The following is a 17269-nucleotide window of genomic DNA, read 5'->3' on the forward strand; positions in this document are numbered from 1 at the left end:
ATCATCGCCATCAGCCCCCCAACAGGACCGGCGTGAACTTCGCCTTCTCGAAAGGCGGCCGGACCGACGACAAATACGGCTTTCTGCAGGGGCTGGGCAAGGTGAACCGCACGTTCTGGTCCGTCGGATGGACGAGTTCAATTCGTAGGCGCTTGCCGACGACATTGGACCGGCGCTGAAGATCGATTGAGTGCCGGCGGTTCGAAATCGCCCAAAGCCGATGACAAGTTTAAAGCGATACAGCCTCCTTTGCGCGTCATATCCGACGCACGGCGCTGTCTTGCCTCATGCGTCCTTGCTTTTCGCCGTCTTTGCGCGCGTTCCCGAAGCCAATTTCTTCTTTGCCTTGGCCTGATTGTACTCGATGGCAGCGCGGATGAGGTTTTGGAACGCGCGCTCGTCGATCTCGTCGCCCTCGAACAGGTCGATTGCCCGCCACACCTTGCCGTTCAAGCCGTTGTTGAACAGGTTTTCAGGGTCCGGAAGGCTGGCGCCGTGGGAAAAGGTCAGCTTCACCTTGTCCTTGTGGGCGTTGCCGACGGCGACGATGCCGTCACGAGACCACACCGGGCTTCCCATCCACTTCCATTCCTCGACGATATCCTTGTCGACCCCGAGGATGATCTTGCGCAGATTGGCGAGCGTCCTGCCGCGCCAGTCGTCAGTGTCGGCGATCAGCTGGTCGATATGATCAGATGCATTCATTGGGGCTCGATCCTCCGGTTCCCGGCTCCGTCTCGTTCGGTAGCATTGGCGTCGCCTGGCTTGATCGCGGACGGACCGCGGTCCCCGTCGATCGTTCCAAGGGCGGCGCAATAGCCACCGCACAATGCCTCAAATCGGAATCGATTCAAGGTGTTGTGCAGCCGGATTAATGCGTTGCAGCGCGTTGGAGCCGGACGCGGCACTGTCGTCCTGCGGCGCTGAAAGCGGCGCGTTGCGCATTTTCCGGTTTGCCCCGCGATAGGGCGCAGGCCCATCGCCTTTCGAACGAGGATGTCGGCCGCGCCAAGGGCAGGGGCATTCCCGCACGGGAAACCACCGATATCGCCATCGGGGACACGCGGGCTGGCGAGCATCGACCAAGGGACCGATGCTGCGCAATGCTCAAGCCAAAATTACGCCTTCGCTCGTGCCGTTCCTTCAGCTCCCGTCGCACGATGGCACCGCCATCGTCCACGGCTCCCAGAGCTCGTCGGGGGCGCCGCCCTGGCGACGGTAGAAGCGTTTGGCAGGCTCGTTGCCGGCAAGCACGGTCCAGTTGACGCGTGGCGCGCCGATGGCGGTGGCGTGGCGCTTCAGGGCGGCGATGAGGGCCGCGCCCGCACCCGAAGACCGGGCACCTTCCTCGACGAACAGTTCCTTCAGCACGACCGTCGGTTTCAGGTCGTAGGTCCAGGGAATGACATAGTGCACAGCGATCCCGATGACGCGACCGTCGAGCTCGGCGACGAGAACGCCGAAGCGCGGGGCATCGCCAAGGCCATTGTCGACGAGGTCCTTTTCCGTGACGGCGAACTTGTCGATGTAGCCTTCGAAGATCGCAAGGCCGCGCATCAGAGCGAGCACCGTGGGCACATCGCGATGCTCGAACGGGCGGGTGGAAAGGGCGTTCGTCATCGGGTTCCTCAAGGGGGGGCTGGAAGGAAGCTGGAAGGGATGGTCCTGCCGGCCATCTTGGCGTGTCTGCGCCGATCCGCCAAGACTGCCGTTCTCCAGTCGTATCAGTTCGCGTCGTCGGGCCCGCTCTGCGACGCCATGCGATGGCCCGCCGAGATGGTATCGGCGGGCCAACTGTCTCGTCAGCGCGGACTTCAGGCGGCCAGCAGGCGCTTCGGTTCGCCTGGGGCTGCACCCGATGCGAAAGCCAGACCCTCGTCTTCCCAGCCGGTGATGCCGCCGATCATGATCTTTACCGGCCGTCCGAGCCGGGCGATCTTCAGCGCCGCCTGGTCGGCGCCGTTGCAATGCGGCCCGGCACAGTAGGCGACGAACAGGGTGTCATCAGGCCATTCGGCCAAACGTTCTGCGGTGATCTCCCGGTGGGGCAAATGGATCGCGCCTGGCACATGGCGGCGGGCATAGGCAGCCTCGGTGCCGACGGCATGCAGCAGCACGAAATCCTGTTCGCCGCTCTTCAGGGCATGGGCGACATCGGCACAATCGGTCTCGACGCTCAGCCGCCCGGCGAAATGGGTGATGGCGATTTCTGGGGCGGCGGCTGGGGTTTCGGTGACGTAGCTCATCTGGCTCTCCTGTGGCTCTGGTCTTCTGCGGTTGGCGAGGATGGTTGTAGCAACGTCGGAGAGGGGCTGGCAGATGGCAGGTTTGCCATATATGCTCAAGATCATGCCAAAACCGTCCGCCACACCAAAGTCGCCCGCCAACCCGCTTGTCGTCGCTCTTGCCTATGATGGTCTCTGCACCTTCGAGTTCGGCGTGGCCGTCGAAATGTTCGGCCTGCCGCGGCCGGAGATGGGCGAGGGCTGGTATCGCTTCGCCGTCGCGGCGATCGAGCCGGGGGAACTGAGGGCGACCGGCGGCATCCGGATGATGGCCGATGGCGGGCTCGATCTCCTGGCTGAAGCAGGCACGATCATCGTTCCCGGCTGGCGCGGCTCCGATACGCCGGTGCCCGAAGCCCTGTGCCAGGCGCTGCGCGCTGCGCATGCCGGCGGTGCGCGGGTGCTTTCCATCTGCTCCGGCGTCTTCGTGCTGGCGGCAGCCGGCTTGCTCTCGGGGCTGAGGGCAACGACCCACTGGCGCTACACCGACAAGCTGAAGGCGGCCTATCCCGATGTCGAGGTGGTGCCCGACGTGCTCTATGTCGACAGCGGCACGGTGCTGACGTCTGCCGGCAGTGCCGCCGGCATCGATCTCTGCCTGCATCTCATCCGCCGCGATTTCGGCAGCGAGGCGGCCAACCGGGTGGCCCGCCGTCTCGTCGTGCCGCCACACCGCGATGGCGGGCAGGCACAATATATCGAAAAGGCGGTGCCCGAGGTGCACGAGAGCGCGCGCCTCGGGCCGCTGATCGACCGGATGCGCGCGCAGCTCGGCGAGGATTTTTCGATCGCCGCGCTGGCCAGATCCGTGGGCATGAGCGAGCGCACCTTCCTGCGCCGGTTCGAGGCGGCGACCGGCACGACGCCGGCACGCTGGCTGCTGGGCGAACGGCTGGCGCGCGCCCGGCAATTGCTGGAGGAGAGCACGCTCGGCATGGAGCAGGTGGCCGAAACCTCGGGCTTCGGCTCGACCCAGACGCTGCGCCATCACTTCCGTCAGCAGCTTTCGACGACGCCGGCCGCCTATCGGGCCATGTTCGGGCGGCCGCCGACGCCGGCAAGCGCGCTTGCGGACGCCAGCGCGGAGTGATCCGTCAACGACCGCGTTGCCGGAGCGCTTCCTTCGGAAACGGAACCATCGAAACGCTCTATCTGTTTGTTTTTACGTAAATCCTGCCGAAAAATCGCTGCGCTTCTGCCGGAATTGATCGAGGAATGCATAGCTTTGCTCTCGAGGGGACAGGCGATGTGCAAGTGCACCTTTGCTCCCTCGGCGTGACGATCCCGGTGGCAGACTGTTGTGCAACGCTGCCACCAGGACCTGTCGATTGATCACCGGATACGGCGATCAAGCTGTCCTCACTGCTCCTCTTTTGCGATTTCAGCCTTGATGGTCGGCGGGGCATCGAAGGTGTTGCCGCCCTGGGCGGGTGGGTTGATTTTCCGTTTCTTCGCAGGCCCCGCGGGACCATCATATGTTGGGCTCCGGGTTCACGCGCCCGGAGCCCTTAGCTCGATTTACGGCTGCAGATTGACGGTCAGCTTTGCGATTTCACCGTTGAAGGCGAACGGTACCTGATAATCCGCTTCTTCCACGCCTGTCCGCGTATCGACGCCCACATCGAAGGTCTCATCCCAAGGCATGAGTGCTGGGATCGTGTGCGGTATTTTCGCGTTCGCAACCTCCTTGCCGTCCACCTTCAGAACGCCGCTGCCGCCCTTGCCCATGCCGGGTCCGTCAGATTTGAAATCGAAGACCAGTGTGTGCTTGCCGGCAGAAAGGGTGTCCTGGCCTTCCCAACGGAAGCGCTCCATATTGACGAAGTTATACAGAAACACGGGTTTGCCCTTGAGAAGATAGAACCCGTACCCTCCGAAACGCCCGCCTGTGGTGACGAGCATACCTTCGCCGCCGGTTTCAGGAACGGTTATCTCGGCGGTGATCGTATAGGACTTGTTGACGACGTTCGGCGCATTGCTCGTCGGGATACCTGACATCACGCCGCCGTAACTGAACTCCTTCCGTCCGGCAGTGGCGCTCGGTCGTGGCGTCGTAAGTCGCTCCAGGATCGAGTTGTCCAATGGGAAGACATCGTATTTTGCCGCCTCCATCAGAAACAGTTCCTGCATCTGATGCAACTTTTCCGGCATTTTTGCTGCAAGGTCGTTGTTCTGCGAATAATCCTCCGTGAGGTTGTACAGTTCCCATTTATAGCCATCGATGACGTCCGGCATCGCTGTCGTACCCATCAACCACGGCGCTGCGGGCGGTGTCGTGCAGGCATACCAGCCATCGTTGTAGATGCCGCGGTTGCCGAACATTTCAAAGTATTGGGTTTTGCGGGCGGATGGAGCCTGGGCGTTGTCCCAGCTATAGGCCATGCTGACGCCTTCGATCGGTTTTTGCGCAACGCCATCGACCATCACTGGCGCAGGAATGCCCGTCGCTTCGAGGATGGTCGGGACGATATCGATCATGTGGTGGAACTGGGTCCGAACGCCACCGGCCTGCTTGATCCGTGCCGGCCAGGACATCGCCATGCCCTGACGCGTGCCGCCAAAGTGCGAAGCAACCTGCTTTGTCCACTTGAACGGCGTGTCAAAGGCCCATGACCACGCAACAGACATGTGCGGATAGGTCTGGTTCGAGCCCCAGCTATCAAAGAACTTCATCTGAGCCGCAACCGGCATCTGCATGCCTTCGATCGTGATGAGCTCGTTTGGCGTTCCGAGCACGCTTCCTTCGGCGCTGGTGCCGTTATCACCTTCAATGTATATGACGAGGGTATTGTCGAGTTTTCCCAGATCGTCGACCGCTTGGATCACCCGCCCGATCTCGTGGTCCGAGTAGGCCACGTAGGCAGCAAACACCTCAGCCTGGTGGGCAAACAGCTTCTTGCTTTCTGCGTCCAGGGCGTCCCATTTCGGCAGGCTGTCCGGCCATTCGGTTAGCTGGGTATTGGCGGGAATGACGCCGAGTTTTTTCTGGTTGGCGAAAATCTGCTCGCGCAGTTCATTCCAACCCATGTCAAACTTGCCCTTGAACTTGTCGATCCACTCCTTGGTTGGATGGTGGGGTGCATGAGTGGCACCGGGCACGTAGTAAACGAAGAACGGCTTGTCAGGTGCCGCCGCATTTAGCTGCTTGATGTGATCAATGGCGTTGTCGGCCGTGTCCGTTACGAGATTGTAGCCGGGCTTGCCGATCCACGGGAAAATCTGGGTCGTGTTCTGGAACAGGTACGGCTCCCACTGATTGGTATCGCCACCCATGAAGCCATAGAAGTAATCGAAGCCCATACCCGTCGGCCATTGATCGAACGGACCAGCGGCGCTGTACTGAAAAGCGGGAGTGTTATGGTTCTTTCCGAACCAGGACGTGGCGTAGCCGTTCTGCTTCAGGATCTCGCCGATCGTACCGTTCTCTATGCCGATGATCGAGTCATATCCGGGATAACCGGTCGCCTGCTCAGAGATGACGCCGAAGCCCGCCGAGTGATGGTTACGGCCGGTGATAAGCGCGGCGCGCGATGGGGAACAGAGCGCGGTGGAATGGAACTGCGTAAAGCGCAAGCCGGCGTTTGCAACACGGTCGAGTGCTGGCGTCGGTATGACGCCTCCGAACGTACCCGCAACACCGTAGCCGGCGTCGTCCGTCATGATCAGCAGGATGTTTGGAGCGCCCTTTGGGGGTACGATCTGTGCTGGCCAATAGGGTTTCGAGGTTTTCGCGTCGAGACCGATTTCTCCACCGAAGGCCGCTGGCGGGTTCGGCAAGTATCGGCCATCGATCGTCGTTGTTGCACTGGGCGAGCCAGGCTCGCCAGTGGTTTCTTGCGCATTGGCGTTGAAGTTCGCAGTTGCCGTCAAACTCAAGGTAGCAAGAAATAGCGTTCCAAGTCTTAACATTGTCGCTTCTCCTCCGCTGAAACGGGGAGAATTACAGAATGCTAAAATTAGGCAAGGATGTAACAGTTACGATGCGGCTTCGAAGGCGGGAAGGGCAACGCCGTGCCGTTGTGCGTTGCCGGGTGCCGGGCGATGCTCCCGCGAGTGCCAATCTCACACAGGAAGAGCTGGGCGCGCGTGGCCTTGTTTCGCTCGGATACCGCACGATCACCATCAATGCGCCTGCGCAGCTCCGCCGGTTCGTCGGATGAGATAAGGCTTCAGGGCGGCGCGAACCGCGCCGCCGGGCCGTGAGCCAAGAGTCAGGCTTCCGACGGCGCGAGTGTCACACGCTCCTTTCGGAAGCACCGTGTGAAGAACACCCTGTCGGGTGCCGAACCGATGGCTTTGGCGATCAGGGCTGTCGCGACGATCGCAAAGATCAGCCGGCCGAAGAACACGCTGGTAAAATCGGCCCCGAGTGCGACAACGACCAGGGTGTCCTCTACCAGGCTGTGGGTAAACCCCATGAAGACGCAGGCGAGGAAGACCTGGCGGGGCTCGACGCTCGCCGTGCGCGCCTCGCGGATCAATAGCGCGCCGCCATAGGAGACCCCCAAGAGCACGCCGACCGCGGTGAAGGGGACGGTCTGCGAACGGATGCCGGCGAGGCGAAAGAGCGGCGCCATGCCCCGATTGAGCCAGCCGAGGATGCCGACCATCTTGAGGATTTCGATCAGCCAGCTGAGCGCCAGCAGCACCACGAGCATGGTGCCGAGCGTCTTCAGCGTGCTCAGAGCGAAACCGATCCAATCGGCGCTCTGGTTTGCCGGTATCCATGTCGGCTGCAACGGGGTGGAGAGCCAGCCGGTGGCGGCGAAGATCTGATTGAGCAGTGCTGCGAAGATCAGGCCGCCGCCAATGCGAAGCGCTGCGGTGACCACGAAGCTCGGACCGGCCTTCTGGATGATCCGCTGCTCGATCGGAATGGCATGCGCCACCAGCAGCAGCGCCGAAAGCACGGTCATGTCGGCGCTGGTCAGCTCCGACACCGGCACGAGCGTGAACACGACCACCACCGCGCCCCAGATACCGACCAGCAGTCCTGTCAGCCAGGCGAAAGCAAGCTCGGGCGGCAGCCCGACCAGGGTCATCAGCGGCTCGAAGGCCGGGGCGACAGCCCGGATCACGCCGAACTCCTGCAGGATATGCGTGGCGATGGTCACGGGCACGATGATGCGCACGAGGTCCCAATAGACTTCAAGCGTATCCAACGTCTTGCGGTAGAGGATGATGTGAACGGTCATGGCGATGCCTCCTTGAATGTGTTGTCCAAGGACTAGCGCGAGGTCATTCGCAGTTGTGGTCAAAATATGCGAGTTCGTGCAATATAATTGCACGGGCACGAATTGGGGGATCGAATGGACCGGATCGACAGAAAGCTGCTCACGCTGCTGCAGCAGGACGCATCGCGAACCAATGCCGATCTTGCGGCTGAAGTCGGGCTGTCTCCGTCGAGCTGCCTGCGCCGCATCAGGCGGCTGAATGCGGCGGGCGTGATCGACCGCGTCGTTGCGGTTCTCAATCCGGCCAAGGCCGGTCGGTCGGTGAAGGCCATCATCACCGTCGAGCTGGAGCGCCACGGCGAACAATATGTGCGCCGGTTCCTCGACATGGTCGCCAAGGAGCCGACCGTCACCCAGGCCTACAGCGTCAGCGGCGCGACCGACGCCCTGCTGATGCTGCGGCTGAAGGACATGGAAGAACTCGATGCGCTTACCGAGCGGCTCTTTCGCGAAGAGAGCAACGTTGCCCGATACTACACGACATTCGTCATTCGCACGGGCAAGGACACGACGGAGATACCGCTGTGATGCGTGACGGTCAGGCGGCCTTGCTGTGCGTGATCCCGATCCAAAGGGAATGTGCGGGAGGCCCCGGGGCGGTCCACCCCGGCGCTTGAAGACCGCGTTGCCGCCGGTGTCATTTGACCGCGGCGTTACCGCCGTCGGCATAGAGGGCCGAGCCCGCGACGAAGCTCGCCATCGGGCTTGCCAGGAACAGCGCCGCCCGGGCGATTTCTTCCGGCTGGGCGATGCGCTTCATTGCGTGCAGGCCGGCTGCCCATTCCTTCTGCTCCTTGCTGCCGCCCGCTGGGGTATCGACGCCGCCCGGAAGCAGGGCGTTGGCGCGGACGCCGCTTGCGCCATAGTCGGCGGTGATGCCCTTCACCAGACCCATCAGCCCCGCCTTGGAAGCGCCATAGGCGGCCATGCCGGGGATGCCGGCGCTGGTGCCGACGAAGGTGGAGGTGAAGACCAGCGATCCGCCGCCACGCTTAAGCATCGCCGGGATCTGGTGGCGGGTGCCGAGGAAAGCGGAGGTCAGATTGGTTTCAAGCGTTTCGCGCCATTCGGACCCGGTGATCTCGGCAAGCGGCCGCATCGCGCCGACCGCGCCGGCATTGTTGATGGCGACGTCGAGACCGCCGAACCGGGTGACGGCGGCTTCCACCAGCCGGGCATGCGTGTCTTCGTCGGCGACATCGCCGCTGACCGCGATCGCTTCGCCGCCTTCGGCACGGATCGCCTCGACCACCGCGTCGAGCGGTGCTTCGGTGCGCGCATTCAGAACCAGCTTCGCGCCTTCGGCGGCGAAAAGCGTGGCGACCGCACGGCCGATCCCCGATGATGCGCCGGTGACGATAACGATCTTGTCTTGCAGCATGGACATGGACTTGCTCCTCTTGGTTGAGGCCCCTTGCGTATCGACGGCGAGGCGCAGCGCCCACCCGATTTCCGATAGGGTGCAGTTGAACGGTGGGCGGGGATCGAGGATTTGACGGGCTGGGCCGAATTGAACGCCAGGCGGCACAGAAAGTCGGAGCGAAACATAGCCTCTGCCCCGATCTCGTGCTTGCGGTGCATTCAGGAACGCTCCGCGTGGCCAAGAAAGCGGCTCAACCACCTGCGCGCCAAGGCCGGTTATCCTTCACCGTCATCGGAAGAAGAGGAACCAGACGGCAAAGGCCAGGATCCAGATCAGGACATAGTAGAACGCTTGCCCCTCGACCATGAAGACGCTCCCCATTCGCCGCTATATTAGCATTGATGCAAGCGAAGGGTGATCTTCAGCGCCCGTCCAGGAGCGCGCTGAAGGTTTTGAGATCGATGTTGCCGCCGCTGAGCAGAATACCCACCCGCTTTCCGCCACAGGCGATTGCGCCATGCAGGACGGCCGCCGCCGCCAGGCAACCGGTCGGCTCCACGATGATCTTCATGCGCTCGGCAAAGAACCGCATCGTCTCGACCAGTTGCGCATCGGTGACCGTGACGATGTCATCGACCGCATCTTTCAAGATAGCGAAGTTGTGGTTGCCGAGATGAGTGACGAGCGCGCCATCGGCGATCGACTTCGGCACCGGAATCTGGACCACTTGGCCCTTTCGCAATGATTGCTGGCCGTCGCTACCTGCCTCGGGCTCGACACCGACAATGGTGCAGGCGGGCGAAAGCGCCCGGGCGCTGAGCGCGCTGCCGGCAAGCAAACCGCCGCCGCCCAGCGGAACGACGAGCAAGTCGATCTCCCCGACCTCCTCGATCAGTTCCAATGCTGCGGTACCCTGTCCTGCAATGACATCCGGATGGTCATAGGGAGGTATGAGCACTGCGCCCCGTTCGGCGGCAAGCCGCAGGCTGATTTCCGTCCGATCCTCCGTATACCGATCATAAAAGACGATCTCAGCCCCATAGCCCCTGGTCGCCGCCACCTTTATCTCCGGCACGTCGCGCGGCATCACCACCGTCGCCGAAACGCCCTGGAGTCTTGCGGCATAGGCGAGTGCCTGGGCATGATTGCCCGAGGAAAAGGCGACGACGCCATTTTGCCGGGAGCGTGCGTCCAGCGCCGCGATGGCGTTGTACGCGCCACGGAATTTGAAAGCGCCAGCACGCTGCAGGTTCTCCGCCTTGAAAAAAATGGTCGATTCGGTTCGTGCGTCTGCAGTTCGCGATGTCAAAACGGGCGTCCGATGCGCCGCGCCGGAGATGCGTGCCCGCGCGGTCTGGACATCGTCGAAGGTCGGGATGCGCAGTGAAGCTGGTGCCGGTGCTGGATTGACCACGAGAAACCTCCATTGCGCGCGGTGGCCTCGGGTCGTGAGAGGATTTTCCAAGGCGCGGCAATGTAGCATCGCGCCAGCGTTTGCACGAGCGAGGTCGAGCAGTCATCGGTGCCATTTGGTTCACGACATCGCGGTCACGGACCTAGCCGCATCGTGCCGGCCAGGTGCCTTTTGCTGCGCAGTTCCGCGATGTTCAAGCGCTGCAGCCGGTGGCATAGTCGCGCGGTCGCGTCAGACAGGACGCACACACGCTGCAGGACCTTGAATTCTGGTTCGTTTCAGGCGAGACGGGAGGGATGAAGTGCTGAAGACCTATACTGGCAGCTGCCATTGCGGCGCGGTTCGCATCGAGGCGGATGTGGACTTGAGCGCCGGCACCGGCAAGTGCAACTGCACGCTCTGCACCAAGATGCGGCTCTGGTCGGTGGAGGTGAGGCCGGAGGCCTTTCGCCTTGTTGCCGGCGAGGAGGCGCTGACGGATTATCGCGGGCGCAACGAGGTCGCCCACCATTTCTTTTGCCACCATTGCGGCGTGCGTCCGTTCGAGCGTATCGACACGCCCAACATGACAGGGCACATCTACTACAACATCAACGTGGCGTGCCTCGATGCCATCGATGTCGATGAACTGGTCGCCGCGCCCGTCACCTATTTCGACGGACGGAACGACGATTGGGGCTCGACGCCATCAGAGGTGCGGCATCTCTGATCTTGCCGGGCTGTCGGCTTAACGGGCAGGTTCCAGCGCTAACAACGTCTTCAGGGCATTGAGCGTTTCGCGCAGCGCCCGGTCGAGGCGCTTGTCGCGGCGAAGCACGAGGGCGAAGCGGCGCGAGAGCGGCGGCGACAGCGGGCGTACGACCAGCCGTTGACGATCGGCGGCGCGCAGCGCGATTTCCGGAACGAGGGCTGCGCCGAGACCGACGGCGACCATTTCCTTGATCGCGTCGACACTGCCGAGCGCCATGACCGGCTTGACCGGTGTGCCGCCGCAAGCCAGCCACTCATCGGTGATCCGGCGGGTATTGGCGCCGGGTTCGTAAAGGATCAGCGGTCGCTGCGCCAAGGTCTCGGGAGTGACGGTGTCGGGCAGGGCGGTCTCCGGCGGGGCGATGGCGACGAAACGCTCGTCGAAGAGCGGCGTGATGTCGAAAATGCGGCCGGAGACGGGCAGGCTGACCAGCCCGATGTCGAGGAGATTGTCATCAACAGCCCTGACGATATCGGCGCTGTTGCCCGTCGTCACGGTGATGTCGAGGTCGGGAAAACGGCGCTTGAGATCGGCGAGAAGCGGCGGCAGCAGGAAGGCGCAAGGGGTGGCGCCGGTGCCGAGCCGCACGCGGCCGAGAACGCCTTTCGCATGACGCGCCACCGCTTCAACGGCCTGGTTGGTCGCCGCCTCGATGCGGCCGGCATGCGCCAGCAATTCGTCGCCGGCAGCACTTGGCCTTGCCGTGCGGCCGACGCGCTCGACCAGGCGAACGCCGAGCTGTTTTTCGAGCGCCCGCACCTGCAGGCTGATGGCCGGCTGCGTCAGCCCCAGGCGCTCGGCGGCGGCAGAAAAACTGCCGAGTTCGGCGACCAGCGTGAAGGTCTTGAGGTAATCGAGATTGAGAGCACTCATATCAAAGTTTCTCTTATGCGTTGGATATGAAGGCTAATTTTCTTTTATGAAATGTCGAGGCGCAGACTGTGCCCATGGTTAGCAACAAGACATGGGTGTTCGACATGATCAGGGAATTCGGCCTCTATCTCGCCGCCTCGCCGCGCTCGCGGTATTGGCAGTTGCAGCAACTACGTGCACTGGACGCGGAACGTCTATCAGACATTGGCGTCACCCCTGCCGAGGCGTCGCGCGGAAGGTGCGCGGAAAGCGCGCCGACATTGTTGCGAGAAACCGCGGCGACCGCGCGATATGCCGAAGCGGCGCGGGCCGGAGCGATGTAGCTGACGGAGGCGTCGCTGAAGATCGCTCTGGCGTTAAAGGGCGCGGCGGTTTCCATGACTTTCTCGCCGCCCGGTGCTGAGAGACCCATCGTAGCGCCGGGGGCCAGAGCATGCATCGCGCTCGGGGCTAAACGACCGAAAACCCGCCAAGCTCGATTTCGCCTGGTGCGCGCACGACGCCACCGCAGATCCATAGTGGATTTCCCACGCACTCGATCCGCCGGCCTGTCACGACGATGCCGTCGCTGTCGTTGCAGGCGACGATCGGATGTGCCGTATGCGTGCTGTAGCGCAGCAGTTCGGGCAGGTACGTCGCGTCGTCACCGAGATGCGGGAAGAACTCGAACGGCACGAGATCGAGCGCATCGCCATCGGTTACGTCCTCCGGTCTTCGTCCGATAAAGAGAGCGTCCGTCGCGATCGTCGGTGTCATGAGGATGGCGCCGGCGCTGACGCCGATCAGGATGCCACCGGACAGCGCCCAATCCCGCAGCGGCCCGATCATGCCGCTTCGTCTCAGCCGATCGAGGAAGCTGCCGGTATGGCCGCCCGACAGGTGGATGGCGTCGCAGGCGAAGAGTGCGGCGATGTCTTCGGCAGAATGCGGTTCGTCGAGATCGAAGAACAGCGCGAGATCGAGGCCGAACCGTCGGTAATAGGCCTGAGCGTTGACGAAAAAGGTGTGATCCGGCTCCGGGCCAGAGGCCACATAGGCAAGCCGATTTCCGATTCCTCGCACCTTCAGTATGTCCGCAAGCCTGCGGTCAATTGCCGAACAGCCGGGGAAAATCTGATCGCTGTAGAGGATGAGGTTGAGCAACTTGGCCTCTTGCGTCGGGGCGCCGTCCGATTTGCGCCGATTCGCCATCACGCTGTGCAGAGAGCTTTGTAACCATCCACGACCATATCAGGCGGCGGCCGACACACGGCGGCCATAACGCCAGACGCCGAGCCAGCTGAAGTAATTGACGGCAAGGGCGAAGGACAGCCAGAGAATATTGGTGATGATAGCGTCGCCGGATGAACCCGCAACCACCGACAGAACCTTCGCGAAGGTGGTGTAGGACGCATAGAGCGCCCAAGCGCCGGCAAGCCAGCTGAATGGCCGCCAGAGTGCGATTGGAGGGACGTTCACGTTGAAGGCGTAGGCAACGAGGCCAATTGTCGTGCCGAGCACCATGAAGAAGCTCGTGTAAACCGTCGCCCAGCCGACAGGTGTCAGACGAGACAACGCGCCGGTCGCTATGAGGTAGCCGACAAATACCATGCCGAAAGCAACAAGCAGACTATAGAGAACCGCAAACACCTTCCACATGGCGAATCACACCCACAGGCTGAAAAATGCCATCTTGGGTGGCGCTGCGCGCTTTGTCCATTGGCCGCCGTGTGTTGCCTCAATCGGCGCTCAGCGCCACCGCCGGCTGCAGCCGCGAGGCGTTGCGGGCGGGCAGGAAACCGAAGACGAGGCCGGTGAGGAAGGCGCAGGCGAAGGCAAGCGCCACGGGGCCGAGCGTGAAGGCGACGGGCATGCCGAACTGGCCGGCGAGCGCGCCGACACCAAGCCCGAGCACGACGCCGAGCGTGCCGCCGATTGCCGAGACGACCAGTGCCTCGATGATGAACTGCAGCAGGATATCGCGCTGGCGCGCGCCGGTTGCCATGCGCACGCCGATTTCGCGGGTGCGTTCGCTGACCGAGACCAGCATGATGTTCATCACGCCGATGCCGCCCACCAGCAGCGAGATGGCGGCGACCGAGCCGAGAAACAGCTTCATCGTATTGGAGGTCTCGGTGAAGGCCTCGCGCACCGACGACATGTTGGTGATCTGGGTGTCCTGGCGCTTGTGGCGCTGGTCGAGCAGCGCCTGGATCGTCTGCTGCGTGATGTCGATGGCGGCGGCGTCCTTCACCTGCACGGTGATGGTGCGCACGTTGCGCTGGCCGAAGAGGCGCATGCTGCCCGTCGTCAGCGGCACGAGCACCACGTCGTCCTGGTCGTTGCCGAAGGAGGTAGCGCCCATCTCGGCCATCACGCCGATGACCTGGAAGGGGATCTTGTTGACCAGCACATACTGCCCGAGCGGGCTATCGCCGTCGGGAAACAGCGTCTTGACCACCGTCTGGCCGAGGACTGCCACCGGGGCATAGGTATCCATGTCGTCCTGGGTGAGGAACTCGCCCTGCTGCATCTTCCAGGATTTGGCGGTGGTGAACTGCGGCACGGTGCCGTTGGCGCTGGTCTGGTAGTCGACATTGCCGCGCCGGACCGTGACGTTGCTGGTCAACTCGGGCACGGCGAAGGCGACGTTCGGCACCTCGAGAATGGCGTCGGCATCGGCAGGCACAAGGGTGACGTTGCTTCCCCCCGCGCTGCCGCGGAAATTGGCCATGCTCGGCCTGACCACCAGCAGGTCGGAGCCCATGGACGAAATGCGGTTGAGCACGGAATCCTGCGCGCCGGTGCCGATCGCCAGCATGGCGACCACCGAGCCGACGCCGATGACGATGCCGAGCAGTGTCAGGATGGTGCGGAAGAGATTGGCGCGCAGCGCCCGCAACGCCATCTTGATCGCTTCGGTCACGTCGGCGATCGCCGCCGAGCCTTCGCTCACCGTCTGGCTCAGCGCCCGCGCGGCCTCGGGATTGGCGCGGCCTTTCTTGGTGCGGTCGGCAACGATGCGGCCGTCATGGATCTCGATCAGCCGGTCGGCCTGTTCGGCGACCTCGCGCGAGTGGGTGATGACGATGACCGTGTGGCCCTTGTCGTTCATGTCGCGCAGGAGCGCCATGACATCGGAGCCGCTCTGGCTGTCGAGCGCGCCGGTCGGCTCGTCGGCCAGCACCACGCGGCCGCCGTTCATCAGCGCGCGCGCAATCGACACGCGCTGCTGCTGGCCGCCGGAAAGCTGGTTGGGGCGATGGTCGAGCCGCTCGCCGAGCTTCAGCTGGTGCAGCAGGGCTTCCGCGCGGTCGTGGCGGTCGCGCGCCGACATGCCGGCATAGACGGCCGGCACCTCGACATTTTCCTGTGCGCTTGCGGTCGCAATGAGATTGTAGCTCTGGAAGACGAAGCCGAAGGTGCGGCGCCTGAGCGCTGCCAGTTCGTCGGTATCGAAGCCCGAGACACGCTCGCCGTCGATGAGATAGTCCCCCTCGGTCGGCTGGTCGAGGCAGCCGAGAATGTTCATCAGCGTCGACTTGCCCGAACCGGACTGGCCGATGATCGCGACGAATTCGCCGGCCTCGATGTCGAGCGAGACGCCGTGCAGCACTTCCACAGCGAGATCGCCGTTGAAATAGGTCTTGCTGACGTGCCGGAGCGAGAGGAGCGGGGTCATGGCCGGTCTCAGAACATCGGCGGCATGCGCATGCCGCGCTGGCCACCACGGGTGCTCGCCGCCGGGGTATCGGAACCTGTGGCGACGACGATGGTGTCGCCCTCGTTCAAGCCGCTTTTGATTTCGGCATAAACGCGGTTGCGGATGCCCACTTCGACGGCGCGGGTTTCAAGCGCGCCGGAGGCGGTGACAACGGTCACCTCGGCGCTACCGCCGGAAGCGCCTGTCTGGCCGCTACGCTTGCCCGCGGTCCTGTCGCTTCCTTGGCCGCCTTCCTTCCCGCCGGTCATGCGCAGTGCCGCGCTCGGCACGACCAGCACGTCCGTGGCTGATGATTGAACGAAGAACACCTGGGCGCTCATCGACATCATCAGCTCGCCATTCGGATTGGGAACGTCGAAGAGGGCGTAATAGAGCACGACGTTGTTTGCGGTGTCCGGCATCGGCTGGATCTGGCGCAGCTTGCCTTCGAAGCGTTTTCCCGGCTGGCCGAGCAGGGTGAAATAGGCGTCCATGCCGACCTTGAGCTTGCCGACGTCTGCCTCCGACACCTGCGCCTTGACGGTCATGGTGGAGAGATCGGCGATGGTGACGATGGTCGGCGTCGTCTGGTTGGCGTTGAGCGTCTGGCCTTCCTTGGCCGGATTGGCGACGATGGTGCCGCCCATGGGGGCAAAAATCTTGGTGTAGCCGAGATCGACCTTGTCGCCGGCAAGCGTCGCCTGCTGCTTGCGGATCTGTGCCTCGATGGCGTTGACGTCGGCCTCGGCAGCGGCGAGATCGGCGACTGCCTGGTCGAGCGTCGACTGGGCAATGCTGTTGGCGGCGACCAGATTGCGCTGGCGGTCGATATTGGCCTGCTTCAGCACCTGCTGGGCCTTTTTCGAGATCAACTGCGCCTGAAGGTTGGCCAACTCGGCCTGGTCGATCTCGATGCGGTTTTCGATGGTGGCGGGGTCGATTTCGGCAACGAGCTGGTTCTGCTCGACCTTGTCGCCGATATCGACGTGCAGCGCCTTCAGCTGGCCGGAAACCTGGGCGCCGGCATCGACCGACTTGATCGCATCGAGCGTGCCGACGGCGGTGACGCTGTTTTCGATATCGCCGCGCGCGACGACCTCTGTGACCATGGCGGCAGCGGTCGGGTTCGTCGCATAACGCGTCCAGCCGTAATAGCCGGCGCCGATGACCGTAAGGACAACGGGGATCCACAGCCAGGCGCGCGTTCGGCGCTTGCGCTTGATGGGTGCAGCACCGGGAATGAAGGTGACGTTGGGCGTCGCTTCCTCGCGTGCGGTCGTCTCGGTGCGTGCCGTCTTGCCTGTCTTGTTCATTCCCGTTCCCGGCCTTGCCTGCGCCAACGTGGAAGGCGCACTTCATCCTAGCAGCAAATAGGCACAAACGGCCCGAGCGGGAAGCATTGAGATCATTATATTATTGTAATGTTTTGGCTGCGGAGAGATGGAATGCTACCTGCGGCCAACATGCTTTCGAGGTTGGTCCTTCAGCCTCGAGACGGTCAGGAAAGTGCCGATCATCCTGAGCCGTCGTCTGTACCCAAGTCGAGACGATTCAGCGGAAAGTCTGCCGCGGTCGTCCATTTCTCCTGTCGAGAGCAGATGCCGGCATGCGGATGAGGGGCCAAACGCTCAATCCCGAATGCCATGAATGCGGTATTGGTGGCAAAT

General features: G+C 62.9%; 16 protein-coding genes. 4 read left to right on the forward strand and 12 right to left on the reverse strand.

Going from position 1 to position 17269, the window contains the following annotated elements:
* Positions 1-285 precede the first annotated feature (285 nt).
* The 3 genes from BLJAPNOD_RS11065 to BLJAPNOD_RS11075 all read right to left on the reverse strand — a co-directional run bounded on the left by BLJAPNOD_RS11065 (position 286) and on the right by BLJAPNOD_RS11075 (position 2246).
* Positions 286-705, reverse strand: a complete 420-nt coding sequence (locus BLJAPNOD_RS11065; protein ID WP_115419835.1) for a DUF1801 domain-containing protein — start codon at positions 703-705, stop codon at positions 286-288.
* Between the two features lie 438 nt (positions 706-1143).
* A complete protein-coding gene (locus BLJAPNOD_RS11070) occupies positions 1144-1620 on the reverse strand; it encodes a GNAT family N-acetyltransferase (RefSeq protein ID WP_115419836.1) in 477 nt (158 codons plus the stop codon).
* 194 nt (positions 1621-1814) lie between these two features.
* The gene (locus tag BLJAPNOD_RS11075) at positions 1815-2246 is read right to left on the reverse strand and encodes a rhodanese-like domain-containing protein (protein WP_077505801.1); all 432 of its coding nucleotides are present in this window, start codon (positions 2244-2246) and stop codon (positions 1815-1817) included.
* Between the two features lie 82 nt (positions 2247-2328).
* Here BLJAPNOD_RS11075 and ftrA point away from each other — a divergent pair, with 82 nt between their 5' ends.
* Positions 2329-3375, forward strand: coding sequence for a transcriptional regulator FtrA (gene ftrA / locus BLJAPNOD_RS11080; RefSeq protein WP_199565994.1), 1047 nt, complete (start codon positions 2329-2331; stop codon positions 3373-3375).
* A gap of 428 nt (positions 3376-3803) precedes the next feature.
* Here the strand turns inward: ftrA and BLJAPNOD_RS11085 are convergent, their stop codons facing one another.
* Positions 3804-6194 carry an arylsulfatase gene (locus BLJAPNOD_RS11085; protein WP_115419838.1) on the reverse strand — a complete coding sequence of 797 codons (2391 nt, stop codon included), beginning with the start codon at positions 6192-6194 and terminating at the stop codon, positions 3804-3806.
* A gap of 302 nt (positions 6195-6496) precedes the next feature.
* Positions 6497-7480 carry a nucleoside recognition domain-containing protein gene (locus tag BLJAPNOD_RS11090; protein WP_115419839.1) on the reverse strand — a complete coding sequence of 328 codons (984 nt, stop codon included), beginning with the start codon at positions 7478-7480 and terminating at the stop codon, positions 6497-6499.
* Positions 7481-7594: 114 nt separating this feature from the next.
* Here BLJAPNOD_RS11090 and BLJAPNOD_RS11095 point away from each other — a divergent pair, with 114 nt between their 5' ends.
* Positions 7595-8047 carry an Lrp/AsnC family transcriptional regulator gene (locus tag BLJAPNOD_RS11095; RefSeq protein ID WP_077505806.1) on the forward strand — a complete coding sequence of 151 codons (453 nt, stop codon included), beginning with the start codon at positions 7595-7597 and terminating at the stop codon, positions 8045-8047.
* Between the two features lie 109 nt (positions 8048-8156).
* Here the strand turns inward: BLJAPNOD_RS11095 and BLJAPNOD_RS11100 are convergent, their stop codons facing one another.
* On the reverse strand, positions 8157-8906 hold the full coding sequence (locus BLJAPNOD_RS11100) for an SDR family oxidoreductase (protein WP_115419840.1): 750 nt from the start codon (positions 8904-8906) through the stop codon (positions 8157-8159).
* A 397-nt stretch (positions 8907-9303) separates the two neighbouring features.
* Complete coding sequence (locus tag BLJAPNOD_RS11105) at positions 9304-10296, reverse strand: threo-3-hydroxy-L-aspartate ammonia-lyase (RefSeq protein ID WP_244610919.1); 993 nt, start codon at positions 10294-10296, stop codon at positions 9304-9306.
* 301 nt (positions 10297-10597) lie between these two features.
* On the opposite strand from BLJAPNOD_RS11105, the gene BLJAPNOD_RS11110 reads away from it, so the two are divergent.
* Positions 10598-11005, forward strand: coding sequence for a GFA family protein (locus tag BLJAPNOD_RS11110; protein ID WP_115419842.1), 408 nt, complete (start codon positions 10598-10600; stop codon positions 11003-11005).
* Between the two features lie 18 nt (positions 11006-11023).
* Here the strand turns inward: BLJAPNOD_RS11110 and BLJAPNOD_RS11115 are convergent, their stop codons facing one another.
* Positions 11024-11920 (reverse strand): LysR family transcriptional regulator, encoded by an 897-nt coding sequence (locus BLJAPNOD_RS11115; protein WP_115419843.1) that lies wholly within the window; start codon positions 11918-11920, stop codon positions 11024-11026.
* A gap of 74 nt (positions 11921-11994) precedes the next feature.
* On the opposite strand from BLJAPNOD_RS11115, the gene BLJAPNOD_RS11120 reads away from it, so the two are divergent.
* Positions 11995-12243: a DUF1127 domain-containing protein gene (locus BLJAPNOD_RS11120; RefSeq protein ID WP_115419844.1), complete on the forward strand. Its 249-nt coding sequence runs from the start codon at positions 11995-11997 to the stop codon at positions 12241-12243.
* Positions 12244-12370: 127 nt separating this feature from the next.
* Here BLJAPNOD_RS11120 and BLJAPNOD_RS11125 read toward each other — a convergent pair whose 3' ends face one another.
* The 4 genes from BLJAPNOD_RS11125 to BLJAPNOD_RS11140 form a co-directional block, all read right to left on the reverse strand.
* Positions 12371-13063 (reverse strand): Type 1 glutamine amidotransferase-like domain-containing protein, encoded by a 693-nt coding sequence (locus tag BLJAPNOD_RS11125; protein WP_244610920.1) that lies wholly within the window; start codon positions 13061-13063, stop codon positions 12371-12373.
* A gap of 87 nt (positions 13064-13150) precedes the next feature.
* Positions 13151-13558 (reverse strand): hypothetical protein, encoded by a 408-nt coding sequence (locus tag BLJAPNOD_RS11130; protein WP_115419846.1) that lies wholly within the window; start codon positions 13556-13558, stop codon positions 13151-13153.
* A 79-nt stretch (positions 13559-13637) separates the two neighbouring features.
* The gene (locus tag BLJAPNOD_RS11135; RefSeq protein WP_115419847.1) at positions 13638-15581 is read right to left on the reverse strand and encodes a MacB family efflux pump subunit; all 1944 of its coding nucleotides are present in this window, start codon (positions 15579-15581) and stop codon (positions 13638-13640) included.
* Between the two features lie 8 nt (positions 15582-15589).
* Positions 15590-16915 carry an efflux RND transporter periplasmic adaptor subunit gene (locus BLJAPNOD_RS11140; protein WP_115419848.1) on the reverse strand — a complete coding sequence of 442 codons (1326 nt, stop codon included), beginning with the start codon at positions 16913-16915 and terminating at the stop codon, positions 15590-15592.
* Between the last annotated feature and the right edge of the window lie 354 nt (positions 16916-17269).

Origin of the sequence: Ensifer sp. M14 (genome assembly GCF_003355565.1) — a bacterium.
GTDB lineage: Bacteria > Pseudomonadota > Alphaproteobacteria > Rhizobiales > Rhizobiaceae > Ensifer.

Excerpts from the sequence above, each read along its gene's own strand:
- BLJAPNOD_RS11065 (WP_115419835.1), bottom strand. The coding sequence starts at position 705 with ATGAATGCATCTGATCATATCGACCAGCTGATCGCCGACACTGACGAC.
- BLJAPNOD_RS11070 (WP_115419836.1), bottom strand. The coding sequence starts at position 1,620 with ATGACGAACGCCCTTTCCACCCGCCCGTTCGAGCATCGCGATGTGCCC.
- BLJAPNOD_RS11075 (WP_077505801.1), bottom strand. The coding sequence starts at position 2,246 with ATGAGCTACGTCACCGAAACCCCAGCCGCCGCCCCAGAAATCGCCATC.
- BLJAPNOD_RS11085 (WP_115419838.1), bottom strand. The coding sequence starts at position 6,194 with ATGTTAAGACTTGGAACGCTATTTCTTGCTACCTTGAGTTTGACGGCA.
- BLJAPNOD_RS11090 (WP_115419839.1), bottom strand. The coding sequence starts at position 7,480 with ATGACCGTTCACATCATCCTCTACCGCAAGACGTTGGATACGCTTGAA.
- BLJAPNOD_RS11095 (WP_077505806.1), top strand. The coding sequence starts at position 7,595 with ATGGACCGGATCGACAGAAAGCTGCTCACGCTGCTGCAGCAGGACGCA.
- BLJAPNOD_RS11100 (WP_115419840.1), bottom strand. The coding sequence starts at position 8,906 with ATGTCCATGCTGCAAGACAAGATCGTTATCGTCACCGGCGCATCATCG.
- BLJAPNOD_RS11115 (WP_115419843.1), bottom strand. The coding sequence starts at position 11,920 with ATGAGTGCTCTCAATCTCGATTACCTCAAGACCTTCACGCTGGTCGCC.
- BLJAPNOD_RS11120 (WP_115419844.1), top strand. The coding sequence starts at position 11,995 with ATGGTTAGCAACAAGACATGGGTGTTCGACATGATCAGGGAATTCGGC.
- BLJAPNOD_RS11130 (WP_115419846.1), bottom strand. The coding sequence starts at position 13,558 with ATGTGGAAGGTGTTTGCGGTTCTCTATAGTCTGCTTGTTGCTTTCGGC.
- BLJAPNOD_RS11135 (WP_115419847.1), bottom strand. The coding sequence starts at position 15,581 with ATGACCCCGCTCCTCTCGCTCCGGCACGTCAGCAAGACCTATTTCAAC.
- BLJAPNOD_RS11140 (WP_115419848.1), bottom strand. The coding sequence starts at position 16,915 with ATGAACAAGACAGGCAAGACGGCACGCACCGAGACGACCGCACGCGAG.